Annotated in this window: 10 protein-coding genes; 3 read left to right on the forward strand and 7 right to left on the reverse strand. The window is 67.2% G+C overall.

What is annotated here, in order from left to right:
• Positions 1 to 305: 305 nt before the first annotated feature.
• The 7 genes from BVH73_RS07905 to BVH73_RS07935 form a co-directional block, all read right to left on the reverse strand.
• Positions 306 to 1,553 (reverse strand): c-type cytochrome, encoded by a 1,248-nt coding sequence (locus tag BVH73_RS07905; protein ID WP_079417606.1) that lies wholly within the window; start codon positions 1,551 to 1,553, stop codon positions 306 to 308.
• 180 nt (positions 1,554 to 1,733) lie between these two features.
• The gene (locus BVH73_RS07910) at positions 1,734 to 2,066 is read right to left on the reverse strand and encodes a chemotaxis protein (RefSeq protein ID WP_079417608.1); all 333 of its coding nucleotides are present in this window, start codon (positions 2,064 to 2,066) and stop codon (positions 1,734 to 1,736) included.
• A gap of 3 nt (positions 2,067 to 2,069) precedes the next feature.
• Entirely contained in the window at positions 2,070 to 2,939 is an 870-nt protein-coding gene (gene ypfJ / locus BVH73_RS07915; RefSeq protein ID WP_079417610.1) for a KPN_02809 family neutral zinc metallopeptidase, read from the reverse strand.
• Positions 2,940 to 3,102: 163 nt separating this feature from the next.
• Entirely contained in the window at positions 3,103 to 3,444 is a 342-nt protein-coding gene (locus tag BVH73_RS07920) for a GlpM family protein (protein WP_079417612.1), read from the reverse strand.
• A gap of 43 nt (positions 3,445 to 3,487) precedes the next feature.
• Complete coding sequence (locus BVH73_RS07925) at positions 3,488 to 7,114, reverse strand: indolepyruvate ferredoxin oxidoreductase family protein (RefSeq protein ID WP_079417614.1); 3,627 nt, start codon at positions 7,112 to 7,114, stop codon at positions 3,488 to 3,490.
• 214 nt (positions 7,115 to 7,328) lie between these two features.
• Positions 7,329 to 8,888, reverse strand: coding sequence for a hypothetical protein (locus BVH73_RS07930; RefSeq protein ID WP_154048452.1), 1,560 nt, complete (start codon positions 8,886 to 8,888; stop codon positions 7,329 to 7,331).
• 283 nt (positions 8,889 to 9,171) lie between these two features.
• Positions 9,172 to 9,774 carry an MliC family protein gene (locus BVH73_RS07935; RefSeq protein ID WP_079417618.1) on the reverse strand — a complete coding sequence of 201 codons (603 nt, stop codon included), beginning with the start codon at positions 9,772 to 9,774 and terminating at the stop codon, positions 9,172 to 9,174.
• Between the two features lie 226 nt (positions 9,775 to 10,000).
• On the opposite strand from BVH73_RS07935, the gene BVH73_RS07940 reads away from it, so the two are divergent.
• The 3 genes from BVH73_RS07940 to BVH73_RS07950 all read left to right on the forward strand — a co-directional run bounded on the left by BVH73_RS07940 (position 10,001) and on the right by BVH73_RS07950 (position 15,033).
• Positions 10,001 to 12,541, forward strand: coding sequence for a DNA internalization-related competence protein ComEC/Rec2 (locus BVH73_RS07940; protein WP_245800291.1), 2,541 nt, complete (start codon positions 10,001 to 10,003; stop codon positions 12,539 to 12,541).
• An 80-nt stretch (positions 12,542 to 12,621) separates the two neighbouring features.
• On the forward strand, positions 12,622 to 14,043 hold the full coding sequence (locus BVH73_RS07945; RefSeq protein ID WP_079417622.1) for a circularly permuted type 2 ATP-grasp protein: 1,422 nt from the start codon (positions 12,622 to 12,624) through the stop codon (positions 14,041 to 14,043).
• A 39-nt stretch (positions 14,044 to 14,082) separates the two neighbouring features.
• The gene (locus BVH73_RS07950; RefSeq protein ID WP_079417624.1) at positions 14,083 to 15,033 is read left to right on the forward strand and encodes an alpha-E domain-containing protein; all 951 of its coding nucleotides are present in this window, start codon (positions 14,083 to 14,085) and stop codon (positions 15,031 to 15,033) included.
• Positions 15,034 to 15,071: the final 38 nt, after the last annotated feature.

Here is a 15,071-nt window from a genome sequence, read left to right on the forward strand (position 1 = left end):
GCTGCGCTCGGTTCTCCCCTCAAGGGGCTGAAACTCTTGGGGCGGCCCGGCGAGTTTCTGGGCCCACCCCGAAAACCGTCGCTGCGCTCGGTTCTCCCCTCAAGGGGCTGAAACTCTTGGGGCGGCCCGGCGAGTTTCTGGGCCCACCCCGAAAACCGTCGCTGCGCTCGGTTCTCCCCTCAAGGGGCTGAAACTCTTGGGACGGCCCGGCGAGTTTCTGGGCCCACCCCGGAAACCGTCGCGCCGCCTGGCTCTACCTGATGGGATGCTGCCTGCGGCCAGGCCACGCTGGCCTGGCGGCTGAGTCAGTCCTTGATGATCGCCTGGCGCAGCGCCTTGACCTGCTCGGGCGTGGCGGCCGAAGCGCCATTGCCCCAGGTGGCGCGGATGTAGGTGACGACATCGGCGACCTGCTGGTCGTTGAGCGACTGGGCGAAGGGCGGCATGACCATGGACGTCGGCGCCTTCTCGGTCACCACCGTGCTGCCGCCAGCCAGCACCACGCGAATGCTGTTGTTCGGATCGGAGCATTGCACCGTGGCGTTCTTCGACAGCCCCGGGAAGACCTGCGCCAAGCCCTGCCCGTTGGCCTGATGACAGGCGACGCAGTGCTGGTTGTAGATCGCCCCACCGCGCTGCACGGTGGCCGAATCCGTGCTGGCAGGGGTCTGCTGGGTCAGGGACGGTTTGAGCGATTTGATATAGACCGCCATCGCCTGCAGGTCTTCGGGCTTGAGGTGCTGGGTACTGTGCGAGATGACCTCGGTCATGCTGCCCAGTGCGGTGAAGTTGGCCGTCTTGCCCGTCTGCAGCAGTTCGGCGATTTCGCCCGCCGTCCATTTCTGCATGCAGTTGCCGCGCAGATTGGTGGCGAACCAATGCTCCACCTGCGACCCGGTGAGATAGACGTCACCCTTGGGGCCGCGCGAACTCAGCGCCTTTTCCTGGAAGAACAGGCCGCGCGGCGTATGGCAGGAGCCGCAGTGCCCCAGTCCTTCGACCAGATAGGCGCCGCGATTCCATTGCGCGCTCTGCTTGGGATCGGGGGCGAAGGTGGTGTCGCGCACGAACAGCACGTTCCAGATGACCAGGGGCCAGCGGATCGTCATGGGCCACACCATGTCGGCCTTGCGATTGGGGGTCGCATCGGGCGGCACGCCCTGCATGAAATAGGCATAGAGCGCCTTCATGTCGGCCTGGTTCACCCGCACATAGGAGGGATAGGGCATGGCGGGATAGAGGTGCTTGCCCCCCGGCGCCACACCGTGCCGCACCGCGCGGTCGAACTGCTCGAAGCTGTAGTTGCCGATGCCGTGCGTCTTGTCCGGCGTGATATTGGTGGAGTAGATCGCGCCGATGGGCATGTCCATCTTCAGTCCGCCGACAAAAGGCTTTCCGCCCGGTGCCGTATGGCAGGCGACGCAATCGCCCGCCCGCGCCAGATACGCGCCGCGTTGCACCTCCTGATCGGAAAACGCCGCCGCCGCCGCAAAGCCACCCTGCGCCATCAGGCCGACTGCCAGGGCAGTCCGCCATCTCTTCATGTTGTTCATCACCCGTTCCTTGACGACGTTGCACCCTCGCAAGGGAGAGTGCAACTCTTTGTAATCAGGTTACGGGGCACGAACCTCGTCAGGGTTGATGCAGGCCAAGGTGCTGCGACGTGGTGTCGCAGCCGGCGTGGGTTTGTTGCGTGGGGGCCGCACCCATCGAAACGCAAGCCCGGATGCGGCTCAACGCAGCAGGGCGACCGCGGACACGACCAGCGCGCCAACGCCCAGGGCCAGCGCGAGCAGCGCCCAGCGTTGCACCCGCCGCTGGGCATGAGCAAGCTGCATCCCCGCCTGCTCCAAGGCGGTCATGGTGGTCTGCAATTGCTGCGCCAAGGCACGAACGTGCTCGGCGTTGTGCGTTACCGCGGTCTGCAGTTCTTCGATCTGCCGTTGCTGCGACTCGGCGGCTTCCTTGTCCGACTTGCGCTGCTTGAACACCGGCAGCGCGAGCTTGGCCACCGACTCGATGTAGGGCAGCGCGGCACCGATGGCCGTCATCCAGGTTGCGGGCATGTTTCAGAGCTGGGTTGCATTGAAGGTGTCACAGACCTGCGGGCGACCGCTGGCGAAGCCGGTTTCGAACCATCGCGCCCGTTGGGCCGAGGTGCCGTGTGTGAACGAATCGGGCACCACATAGCCCTGGGCCTGCTGCTGCAGCCGGTCGTCCCCCACGGCCTGCGCGGCGTTGATGGCCTCTTCCACATCACCCGGCTCCAGCACCTGGCGCTCGTGCTGCGCGTGATAGGCCCAGACCCCGGCGTAGCAGTCGGCCTGCAGTTCCAGTCGTACCAGCAGCGCGTTGGCCCGCTGCGGGCTGCTGCGCTGCATGGCCTCGCGCACCTTGGCCTCCACGCCCAGGAGGTTCTGCACATGGTGGCCGACCTCATGCGCGATCACATAGGCCTGGGCAAAGTCGCCCTTGGCGCCCAGGCGTTGCTGCAGCTCCTGGAAGAACTGGGTGTCGAGATAGAGCTTCTGGTCTGAGGGGCAGTAGAACGGTCCGGTGGCGGCATGCGCGTAGCCGCAGGCCGATTGCACCGCGCCTGAAAAAAGCACCAGCCGGGGATCGACATACTGCCGCCCGGCCTGTTGGAACAGCGCCCCCCAGGTGTCTTCGGTATCGGCGAGCACGACGGACAGGAAAGCCTTGTCTTGCTCATCCTGCGCCGACAAGGCTGCGGTGGCCTGGGGCGAGATCTGCTGGGTCGACGGCTGCGCGACCTGCTGCATCACCACGCTCGGATCGACGCCGAAATACAGTGCCACCAACACCAGGATCAACGTGCCGATGCCGCCCCCCACCAAACCGCCCCGCCCGCCTGGGCGGGGGCCGGAGCCGCGCTGATCGTCGATGTTGTCGCTGCGTCTGCCGTTTTTCCAGAGCATGATGATCGCCCTCCCCTTCAAGGAAACGCCGAGCCGCCCCTGGGGGCACTCTCAAGGAAACGCCGGGCCGCCCCAAGTTTCCTTGACCCCCATGGGGGGCGGGTCGGCGAGCCGACCCTGGGGGCACTCGAATGGCGCCGATTATGCCGACTCGCTGGCCGGTTCAGCCGCCGTGCCAGCGCGACCAGGCCAGGATCAGCACGCCCGCGGCGAGCAGCCAGAGCAGCGTGGCCCCGGCCAGGGTGCCCCAGAGCGGCAGCCGATCGGCCAGAACGTAGACCGTCAGCAAGTAGGCCGCATAGGGCAGCATGGCCCAGAGCCCGAAGACCACCGTGGCCTTGAGCGCCTGCGGCCCGCGCTCACGGCCCACCAGCACATGGGCGATGAGGGCGAAGGTGGGAAACAGCGGCACCAGCCCTGCGATCACATAGTTGCGGCTGGCCGCCAGCACCGCGATGAGCAGGGCGGCCGCTGCGCCCAGCAGGGCCTTGAACACCAGCGCCATCAAGCCGTGGCCCTTCGACGCCGGCCGCGCCGCGCAACCGCGCTCACACCGTCGCTCCGGCCATCGCTGGGGCGGGCTTCTCCTGGGCCTCCTCCGGCGGCTCGCGCCACTGCCGCATCAGGCCATCCCACTGCGGCAGAACCTGCTGCAGATGACGCTGCTTGACGTGGCCATAGCCGCGGATGCCGTCGGGCAGGCGCGCGATCTGCACGGCGAGCTGGCGGCGCGCCGCCGTGGCGTCGGCATTCAGGCCGCGCATCAATTCGCTCACCGTATCGCGATAGCGGGCGATCAGCGCCCGCTCCTGCTTGCGCTCTGCGGTGTGCCCGAAAGGGTCGAGCGCGGTGCCCCGCAGCACCTTGAGCGGCGCCAGCAGCCTAAAGGCCACACCCATCCACGCCCCGAACTCACGCTTGATCAACTCGCCCTTGGCATTGCGTCTGCTCCACAGCGGCGGCGCCAGGTGATAGTGCCGCTTGAAATCGCCCTCGAACTGCTGTTGCAACTGCTTGGCAAACGCCGGATCGGACTGCAGCCGCGCCACCTCATATTCGTCTTTGTAGGCCATGAGCTTGAACAGGTTGCGCGCCACGGCCTCGGTCAGCGCGGTGGATTTGAGCGGCGCCTCGGCCGCCCGCACCTGGGCGACGACATCGGCAAAGTGCCGCGCATAAGCGGCATTCTGGTAGTCGGTGAGAAACGCCACCCGGCGCTGGATGAGCTCGTCCAGGCTCGGCCGCTTCACCAGCTCGATCACCTGCCCGGCCGTGGTAAGCGCGGCAACCGCCTGCCCGTCGTGCGCCGCATGGCGGCCCCATTCGAAAGCCGCCTTGTTCTTCTCGACCTGCACGGCGTTGAGTTCGATGGCGCGCATCAACGCGTCAAAGCCCAGGGGCACCCAGCCCTTCTGCCAGGCGAAACCCAGCAGCATGGGGTTGGCGTAGATGGCGTCGCCCAGCAGCTTCTCGGCGGCGCGCACGCAGTCGAACCCCGCCACCATGCTGGCGCCAGCGGCCTGCTCGATGGCCTTGTGGCAGGCGGCGTCGGGGTATTGCCAGTCGGGGTTGTGGACGAAGGCCGCGGTAGGCGTGCTGTGGGTATCGAGCGCGATGTGCGTGCGGCCCTCGCGCACACGCGCCAGCGTCTCGCGATCGGCAGTGACGATGGGATCGCAGCCGAGGATCAGCTCGGCCTCGGCCGTGCCCACCCGGGTGGTGACGATCTGCTCGGGGTCGTTGGCGATGAGCACGTGGCTCCAGGTCGCGCCGCCCTTCTGCGCCAGGCCTGCGGCATCCTGCGTGACCACGCCCTTGCCCTCGATGTGCGCGGCCATGCCCAGCAACTGACCGATGGTGATGACGCCGGTGCCGCCAACGCCGGCGACGACGATGCCGTAGCAGCCGCCTCCCGCCACGTCATCGCGCACGGGATCGGGCACTTCGGGCAGGGGCAGCGTCGGCAGGGCCGACAGATCCGCACCCGGCTGCGCCCGGGGTTTGCGCAGCGTGCCGCCCTCCACCGTCACAAAGCTCGGGCAGAAGCCCTTGAGGCAGGAAAAATCCTTGTTGCAGCTGCTCTGATTGATGGTGCGCTTGCGGCCGAATTCGGTCTCCAGCGGCTCGACCGACAGGCAGTTGCTCTGTTCGGAACAGTCACCGCAGCCTTCGCAGACCAGGGGGTTGATGACCACGCGCCGCGCCGGATCGACCATCTGCCCGCGCTTGCGGCGGCGGCGCTTCTCGGTGGCGCAGGTCTGGTCGTAGATGATGACGGTGATGCCGACCTCTTCGCGCAGCTCGCGCTGGATGGCGTCGAGATCGTCGCGGTGGCGCACCGTGGCTCCCGACGCAAGGCCGACGGCGCTGTCGTACTTTTGCAGATCGTCGGTCACCACCACGATGCGGCGCACGCCTTCGGCGTCCAGCTCGCGGCTGATCTGCGGCACCGTCAGGCCGCCCTCCACCGGCTGCCCACCCGTCATCGCCACGGCATCGTTGAACAGAATCTTGTAGGTGGCATTCACCCCCGCCGAGATGGCCTGGCGGATGGCGAGCAAGCCCGAGTGGTAGTAAGTGCCGTCGCCCAGATTGACGAACACATGCTTGTCGGTGGTGAACGGTGCCTGGCCCACCCAGGCCACCCCCTCGCCGCCCATCTGGCTGAAGGTCTGCGTGGCGCGGTCCATCCACACCACCATGTAATGGCAGCCGATGCCGGCCAAGCCCCGCGAGCCTTCAGGCACGCGGGTGGAGGTGTTGTGCGGACAGCCCGAGCAAAACCAGGGCGGCCGCTGCGCACTGGCGCCGGGCGCCTGCAGGCTGCGCTCGCGCGCGTCGATCACCGCCAGCCGTTCGCTGATACGGCGCCGCACATCCACCCCGGCGTCGCGCAGGATGCCCAGCCGCTCCAGACGCGCGGCGATGGCGCGGGCGATGACCGCGGGCGACAGATCGGCCTTGGCCGGCAGCAGCCAGTTGCCGCCGGGATTGGGCTGGCTCCATTCGCCGCCGGTCGTGTCGCCCGGCAGTTCGTCAAATTTTCCGATGACGTTGGGCCGCACATCTTCGCGCCAGTTGTAGAGCTCTTCCTTAAGCTGATATTCGATGACCTGGCGCTTTTCCTCGACCACCAGAATTTCCTGCAGCCCTGTGGCGAATTCGCGCGTGATGCTCGCCTCCAGCGGCCAGACCACGGCGACCTTGTGAAGTCGCAAACCAAGCTGCGCGCAGGTCTCGGCGTCCAGCCCGAGGTCGTTCAAGGCTTGCCGGGTATCGTTGTAGGCCTTGCCCGAAGCCATCAGCCCCAAGCGCGCGTGCGGGCTGTCGATGACGGTGTGGTTCAGGCGATTGGCGCGGATATAGGCCAGCGCCGCATACCACTTCACATCCATCAGCCGCGCCTCCTGGGCCAGCGGCGTGTCGGGCATGCGGATGTGCACGCCGTCCTCGGGCAGGGTGAAATCCTCGGGCAACAGGATGCGCACGCGGTCGGCGTCCACATCGACGGCGGCGGAAGACTCCACGATTTCCTGGATGGTCTTCATGCCCGACCAGACCCCGGCGTAGCGGCTCAGGGCGAAGGCGTGCACGCCCAGATCCAGAATGTCCTGGACCGAGGTGGGAAAAAACACCGGCAGCCCGCAGGCCTTGAAAATATGGTCGCTCTGGTGCGCCAGGGTGGACGATTTGGCCACATGGTCATCCCCCGCCACGGCAATCACGCCGCCATGGCGCGCGGTGCCCGCGCTGTTGGCGTGTTTGAACACGTCCGAGCAACGATCCACGCCAGGGCCCTTGCCGTACCAGATGCCGAACACCCCGTCGAACTTGTTTTTGTCGGGAAACAGGTCGAGCTGCTGCGTGCCCCAGACGGCCGTGGCCGCCAGCTCCTCGTTGACCCCGGGCTTGAACACCACCTGATTGGCTTCGAGAATCTTCCGGGCCTTCCACAGCGCCTGGTCATAGCCGCCCAGCGGCGAGCCACGATAGCCCGAAACGAAGCCCGCGGTGTTGAGCCCGGCGGCGGCATCGCGCTGACGCTGCAACATCGGCAGACGCACCAGCGCCTGGATACCGCTCATGAAGGCGCGGCCGGAACCTTGGGTGTATTTGTCGTCCAGCGAAAGGGTCGCCAGCGCACGACGGATGGGCTCGGGTAGGGGAGCGTTCATCGCCTGTCTCCTTGTAGGGCGCGCACCTTCCGTGGGCGGCGCCGGGGGTCACCGATCGGCCGCCGATCAGGCTGGCCGGGCATTGCGGTGCCACTTTTCTGTGGCCCGCACGCCGTCTTGTGAACGGCGACCGGCTTTATGCCGGCAAGTCGATGCTAGTGCGACTGGAGGGACGTGAACAGAGGGACGGCCCGAGGCATGCCGCCCGGGAGACTCAGGCGGAGTAGGCGGGGAGTTCGATGACGTAGGTGTCGATCATGGCGTTGGGATCAACCACCGGACTGCTCGGGTTTTCAGCCCCCCAATCGCTCTGGAACAGAATGCGCGTGCCGCTGGGACTCATGGTCACGTTGGGCTGTGCCCAATAGTTGCTTTGGGACGCGTTGCCGTAGTTCCCTGTGCTGCGATGATGCGCCACGCGATAAACCGCCCCGGAATCCACGTTCGCGATCAGCACCTCCTGGTCCAGATAGGTCATGGGCGTGCCCACGGCCTTGGGCTGCGGTCCTTGGCAGTTGCCATTCGTTCCCGACGGGCAGCCGATCATGGCCATGCCCACCCAGCCCGGTGCCTTGTAGGCACGTCCGCTCAGCAATGTGCCTGATGGCGGGTAATCCGAAATCAGCACCTTGGGCGTCCCGCCTTGGGTCAAGTTGACCGTCATGAGGGTGGCATTCGTGCCCGGGCCATCGAACTGCGGACCCGCAATGACATCGTCACCTGCAGCATTGCGAAGCATGTCACTGTGCTGCGTGCCATCGTAGGCAATGGTGTACTTGATGGCGTCGGTCACCGCATCCATCACATAGACATTGCTTTCGTTCTTGTAGAAGTAGGTGCCCGCTCCCGAGGGCAGCGCCTGCGGCACGTCCGCTTCGACAGTAAACGGCTGGCCGACTGTGTTGGTGGAAATGCGATAGCTGAAGGCGGCATAGGCCGCAGAACCACCAGGGCCGTTCTTGTTGAGATAGGCGCCCAGCCCGATGAGATCGTTCGTCAGGCTCATGGCGAAGGGATCTTCCCCGCCCGACACCGTCGTAATCGTGCCATAGCCCTTGACCGCGCTATAGAGAGCGCCGCCGCTGGCGAAGTCGGCGGCAAAATCGTGCAGCACCGTGGTCGTCATGTTGACGGCGCTGATCGCGCCGCTGGCGTTCGTCGACGTGGCTGTGATGTTGGCCTTCGTCAGAGCGTTCGCCTGCGTCCCACTACGCTGATTGTTGTCCACATAGAACAGCGCCGTCGGGTCGGTCGTCGACCAATAGAACTGCTCCACATCCGCCGGATTGATGTCCAGGAACGTGATGAAGTTGTAGTGTTTGCCATCAAACAACGCGAAATCCCCGTCATGTCCTCCTGCCCCCAGCGAACCGGAAACGTAGAGAATCAGGAGGGTTTCGTCGCAGTTCCAGGCCTGCGTCGTTGGATAGGCGGGAATGGCAAACTGCGAATTCCAATCCGACTTTACGTCCGTGATTCGGGTGATCTTGGTCGTCTTGAAATCCGGATCGTTGATCGTCTGCAGTTTGGCTGGCTTGGCCAGTTCGCTGTAGGAAATCAATGTGGTGCCCTGTTGGGTCAAACCGCTTGACGGATCTGCACTCGACAGCGTGTAAGGAACGGAGGAACTTCCTGCCCCCTGCCCCCCGGTGGTTGCGGAATTCGTCATGGCCGCATCGCCCCCGCCGCCCCCGCCTCCGCAGGCTGCCAACGATCCCAGCGCAGGCACTGAGAGCAGGGATTTCTGGATGAAACGACGGCGGGAATGCTGCATGGCGGTTGACTCCGGGATCTGGGCGGCCAGCCAGGGCGGCGGCGGCACGACAAGGCTCAAACAGGCGCCATCATCGACCCGCCCTGTGACACCCGGACTGTCGGGTCAATCCACGGCAACCAGCTCGAACGACAGAACCACTCAAACCAGATAAGGCACGCGATGCTTGACACCCAAGGTCGATGCGCAACCTTATCCCCAGTTTAAGGGGGCGGCCGACCGAGGGCGTGTATCCGTTTGCAAAATCCATGTCTCATCGAAACATGCCGACGCGCCGCCACGCTTACTGCTGCTGGCACACCGTATTGGTGTTTTGCAGGAAGTTGGTCACGGTGGCCTGGCGTCCCTTGAACCAGACCTGGAAGGCGCTGTTGCGGTAGCGCGCGCCGTCGGCGGAGACCGTCTGATCCAGGGTCAGGTTGCCCAGCGCCGTCTGCAGGGTGACGGACACATCGCCGAAGGTGGCGATGAAAGAACTGCCGTCCTGGCAGTTGAATCGCACGGCTCCGGGCGGCAGGGTCGAAGCGCTCGATGGCGGCGCCGACTCGGCCTGCGCAGGCGAAGACGGTGCTGCGGCAGCGCCCGGCGCACTGGCGGCGGGCGCCACGCCCGAAGGCCCGAGCGGCTGCACGGTGATGGGCGAACTGGGCGCCAGGGGCTGCGCTTCGCTTTGCGGCGGCTGGGTCGTCTGCGGCGTCACGGGCGCGTAGGTCGAGGGCGGCGCCGTCTCGCGAGGAGTGGGCGGGTTGAGCTGCTGCACCGGCACGGGCTGGTTGAGATTGACCGGTGTCGCACATCCCGCCAGGGCCAGGGCACCCAGCGCTACGAGCGCCGCACCGAGGCGCAGGGAAGGATGGACGACAGACGATGGGTTGTGGCGGTTCATGCACGGGCTCCCGGAGACTTTGACGGAAATTGAACCATACAAACGCGCCCCGCCCCGCCGTGTGACGTTGCGCAACTGTAGGGACTTGTAAAACGGGGATCATGCCCAGGTGCCAAGACCGCACTTGTGAGGACAGCGGCCACCCGGTGCGCCTGCGGCTTTCTATGATGACTCCCGGCGTGCGGTCCCGACCGACGCCCCGACCCGCGGCCTGAAGGAGACCGTCTTGCCGACCTTTGCCCTTGCCGTCCTGCTGGGCTGTGCGCTGCAGACCGCGCAGGCCTCGCTCTGGCCGCGGCCGATTTACACCGCGCTGCTGGTTGCCGGAGCCACGGGAGCCCTTGGTCTGCTGGGTTGGCTGAGCCGCCGCGAAGGTCGGCCGCAGCGGCGGCGCTTCATGCGGCTCCTGGCGCAAGCCGCCCTCGCTCTCAGCGGGGCTCTGCTGGCCTTCGGGGCGGCGGGGTGGCGCGCCCACCCCCTGTTGGCCGACAGGCTGGACCCGTCGCTGGAGTCTCAGGTCGTGCAGGTGCGCGGCGTGGTCACCGGCCTGCCCGTGCTCTATCCGGAGGCCACGCGCTTCGTCCTCGACGTCACCCAGGCCCCACCCGGCGTGCCGGGCAGGCTGTCGCTGAGCTGGTATGCCAGGCAGACGCGCAGCGGCCCCGCCGAGGCGCCGCCCCGCGTGCATCCGGGCCAGATCTGGCAGTTCTCCGTGCGCCTGAAGCGCCCGCACGGCTATGCCAACCCGGGCGGCAACGATGCCGAACTGACCCTGTTCCGAGAGGGTATCGGCGCCACCGGCACGGTCAGCCGGATGGGCGCGCCCCCGCAGTTGCTCGGCCAGCGCCGCACCCCCGCCAACTGGATCGCGCAACTGCGCGACCACCTTCGCCAGCGCATGACAGCCGCACTGCAGCAACCCCCCGCCCCCACCGCAGGGCCGCCCCAAGGCGGGAGCGGCCCCCTCGGAGGACAGCGAACGTCAGGGAGCGTGGGGGCAACACCGTCCGCAGGCACCGTGATCGCGCTGGCGCTGGGCGACCAGGCCTCCATCACCGCCCGCGACTGGGCCACTTACCGCGTCACCGGGGTCGCCCATCTGATGAGCATCTCGGGTCTGCACATCACGCTGCTGGCGTGGCTGGCGCTGCGGCTGATCGACGGTCTCTGGCGCCAAACGGCCCGCCTGCGCCGCCCGTGGACGCTCGTCCTGCCCGCGCCCACCGTGGCGGCCTGGGGTGCGCTGGGCGTGGCCACGGCCTATGCCCTGATCGCCGGCTGGGGCGTGCCCGCGCAGCGCACCCTGCTCATGCTCGCGGTGGTGCTGGTCCTGCGCCAGCGCGGGCTGCGCGCGGACTGGCGCGACGTGATGGCGCTGGCGCTGACGGTCGTGCTGCTGTGGGACCCGTGGGCGGTGCGGCAGGCCGGGTTCTGGCTGTCCTTCGTCGCGGTGGGCATGCTGTTTGTCGCCGCCGACCGCAGGCACCCCGAGCTCGTGACGGCCAAGGGCGACCGGCCGTCCTGGCTGCAGCGGGGCTGGACGCATGTGCGCGAGGCCAGCCGTACGCAGTGGGTGGCCACCCTGGCGCTGCTGCCGCTCACGCTGCTGTTCTTCCAGCAGATCGCGGTGCTCTCGCCGCTGGCTAATGCCCTGGCCATTCCCGTCGTCACCCTGGGCGTGGCGCCCCTGGCGGTGGGCGGCCTGCTGCTGCCCTCCCCGCTGGATGCCTGGGTCTGGCGGTTCGCCGCCTGGGTGCAGCAAGGACTGGATGTCGCGCTGCGTCATCTGGCCGACTGGCCCCTGGCGCAATGGCATGCCGCCGCGCCCGACGCCGTCACCCTGGGCCTGGCCGCGCTGGGCGTGCTGGCGCTGGCGCTGCCGTGGGGATGGCGGCTGCGCACGCCCGGGCTGCTTCTCCTCCTCCCCCTGGCCAGCAACCCCGGCACCGCGCCCGGAACCGGCGAGATGGAGCTGTGGTTCGCCGATGTCGGCCAGGGCATGGCGGTGGTCGTGCGCACGGCGCGGCACACCCTGCTGTATGACACCGGACCGCAGCAGGCGCCCGGTGTGGACTCGGGCAGCCGCGTGCTGCTGCCCCTGCTCCACAGCCTGGGCGTGCGCCATCTCGACCGCGTGGTGGTGAGCCACGATGACAGCGACCACGCGGGCGGCGCAGCCTCGATCGCCCGCGCCCACCCCGAGGCCGACCTGCTCACCTCGGCCGAGCCGCAGGCCGCCGCGGACTATGGGCTGGGCGCCCCGCAGCCCTGCGCGGCCGGTCAGCGCTGGACGTGGGACGGCGTCGACTTCCAGGTCGTCAGTCCCCTGCCCGAAGCGTCGGCCCGCAACGACAACGCCCGCTCCTGCGTGCTGCACGTGATCGCGGGCGGCGCCTCGGTGCTGCTCACCGGCGACATCGACCAGACGCAGGAGCGCCTGCTGCAGCAGGCCGGACGGCTGCCCTATGCCGATGTGCTGCTGGTGCCGCACCACGGCAGCAAGACCTCGTCGAGCGACGCCCTGCTCGACACGGTCATGCCGCGGGCCGCCGTGGTGCAAGCGGGCTACCGCAATCCCCACGGCCATCCCCACCCGGATGTAGCGGCACGTTACACGGATCGGGGCATCCCCCTCTGGCGCACCGATCTGCAGGGTGCTCTGCTATGGCGCGACCGCGCGCCAGACACCTTCGCCGCCTGGCGCGAGGCCCGGCCGAACTACTGGAGAGAGCCCCCGCCCCCACGCGACCCCCACGCCAAGCCTTGACACCCCCGAGACACCGCTGGCCTGTATCTTGCTAAAACTGCCATCACAGGTGGCCCAGACAGCCCATTCGAGAGACGAAGATGCGCTTTTACGATGAAATGACCCCCGAAGGCGGCGGCGTGCGCCCGCATTACGCGCAGTATGCCCAGTGGCTGGCGCAGCAACCGCCCGACACCATCCGCGCTAAGCGCGAGGAGGCCGAAGTCATCTTCCGGCGGGTGGGCATCACCTTTGCCGTCTACGGCGACCAGGCGGGCACCGAGCGGCTCATTCCCTTCGACCTGATTCCGCGCATCATTCCCGCGGCCGAATGGAAGCATCTCGAAGCCGGGCTGAAGCAGCGCGTCACCGCGCTCAACCGCTTCATCCACGACGTCTATCACGACCAGGAAATCCTCAAGGCCGGCATCGTGCCGACCGAACAGGTCTATGGCAACGCCCAGTTCCGCCCCGAAATGATGGGCATCGATCTGCCGCATCACGTCTACGCGCAGATTGCCGGCATCGACATCGTGCGCGCCGAAAACGCCCAGGGTGAAGGTGAATACTTCGTGCTCGAAGACAATCTGCGCGTGCCCTCCGGGGTAAGTTATATGCTGGAGAACCGCCGCATGATGATGCGTCTGTTCCCCGAGCTGTTCGCCCGCCACGGCATCGCCCCGGTGGCGCACTATCCCGATCTGCTGCTGGAAAAGCTGCGCGCCGTGGCCCCGTCCAGCGTGAGCGAACCCACCGTGGTCGTGCTCACGCCGGGCATGTACAACTCGGCATACTTCGAACACGCCTTCCTCGCCCAGCAGATGGGCGTGGAGCTGGTCGAAGGCCAAGACCTGTTCGTCAAGGACGACTTCGTCTACATGCGCACCACCCAGGGCCCGCAGCGGGTGGACGTGATCTACCGCCGCGTCGACGACGACTTCCTCGACCCCAAGGTGTTCCGCGCCGACTCCTCGCTGGGCTGCGCCGGGCTGATGAGCGCCTACCGCGCGGGCAACGTCAATCTGGCCAACGCCATCGGCACCGGGGTGGCCGACGACAAGTCGATCTACCCCTATGTGCCGCGCATGATCGAGTTCTACCTGGGCGAGACGCCGCTGCTGCACAACGTGCCCACCCGCATGTGCCGCGAGCCCGAAAGCCTGGCCTATGTGCTGGAGCACCTGCCCGAACTGGTGGTCAAGGAGGTGCACGGCGCCGGGGGCTACGGCATGCTGGTCGGCCCGGCCTCCACCCAGGCCGAGATCGCCGCGTTCGCCGAGAAGATCAAGGCCAACCCCCATCACTACATCGCCCAGCCCACGCTGGCCCTGTCCACCTGTCCCACCTATGTCGAGTCGGGCATCGCGCCGCGCCACCTCGATCTGCGGCCCTTCGTGCTGTCGGGCAAGACCGTGTCCATCGTGCCCGGCGGACTCACCCGGGTGGCGCTGGCCGAAGGCTCGCTGGTCGTCAATTCCTCTCAGGGCGGCGGCACCAAAGACACCTGGGTGCTGGAAAAGTAGACCCTCCCCCCATTCGCACCCACCCGGCAAGGAACTCCCATGCTCAGCCGCACCGCCGACCACCTGTTCTGGATGGCACGCTACACCGAACGCGCCGAAAACACCGCCCGCATGCTCGACGTGCATGTGCAGTCGGCCCTGCTGCCGCAGGGTGCCGAGGCCATGCAACTGGGCTGGCGCGGCCTGCTGGGCATCTCCGAGCTGACCTCGGCCTATACCGAGCGCTTTGGCGCCATCGACGCCGACAAGGTGCTCGACTTCATGGTGTGCGACACCAGCAACCCGTCCTCGATCCAGAGTTGCCTTCGGGCCGCGCGCGAAAACGCCCGCGCGGTGCGCGGCGCCATCACCACCGAGGTGTGGGAGACGGTCAACCAGACCTGGCTCGAATCGCAGCGTCTGCTGACCAAGGGATTGTGCGGACAGGATCCGGCGCAGTTTTTCGAGTGGGTGAAGTACCGCTCGCACCTCTCGCGCGGGGTGACCTCGGGCACCATGCTGCAGGACGAGGCCTATCACTTCCTGCGCATCGGCACCTTTCTGGAGCGCGCGGACAACACCGCCCGCCTGCTCGACGTGAAATTCCACGCCCTGCAGTCCGACTTCTACGGCTCGTCGGGCGGGCGCCTGCAGGAGCACGACTTCTATCACTGGTCGGGCGTGCTGCGCTCGGTCTCCGGTTTCGAGGTCTATCGCAAGGTGTACCGCGACGTCATCACCCCCGAGCGCGTGGCCGGGCTGCTCATCCTGCGGCCCGACATGCCGCGCTCACTGACCGCCTGCATGACGGCGGTGAACAACCACCTGCAGGCCGTGGCCAACCCGCAGTCGCGCGAGACGCTGCGCCGCGCCGGGCTGCTCAACGCCCAGCTGCAGTTCGGCCGGCTCGACGACATCATGGCCACCGGGCTGCATGCCTATCTCACCCACTTCCTGGAGCGCATCAACGATCTGGGCGTGGGCATCAGCCAGGATTTTCTCGCCGCCTGATGCCCACGCGCCTGCAGCCCCTATTGCCACCCGTATTG

Source organism: Thiomonas intermedia (genome assembly GCF_002028405.1).
Lineage (GTDB): Bacteria > Pseudomonadota > Gammaproteobacteria > Burkholderiales > Burkholderiaceae_C > Thiomonas > Thiomonas intermedia.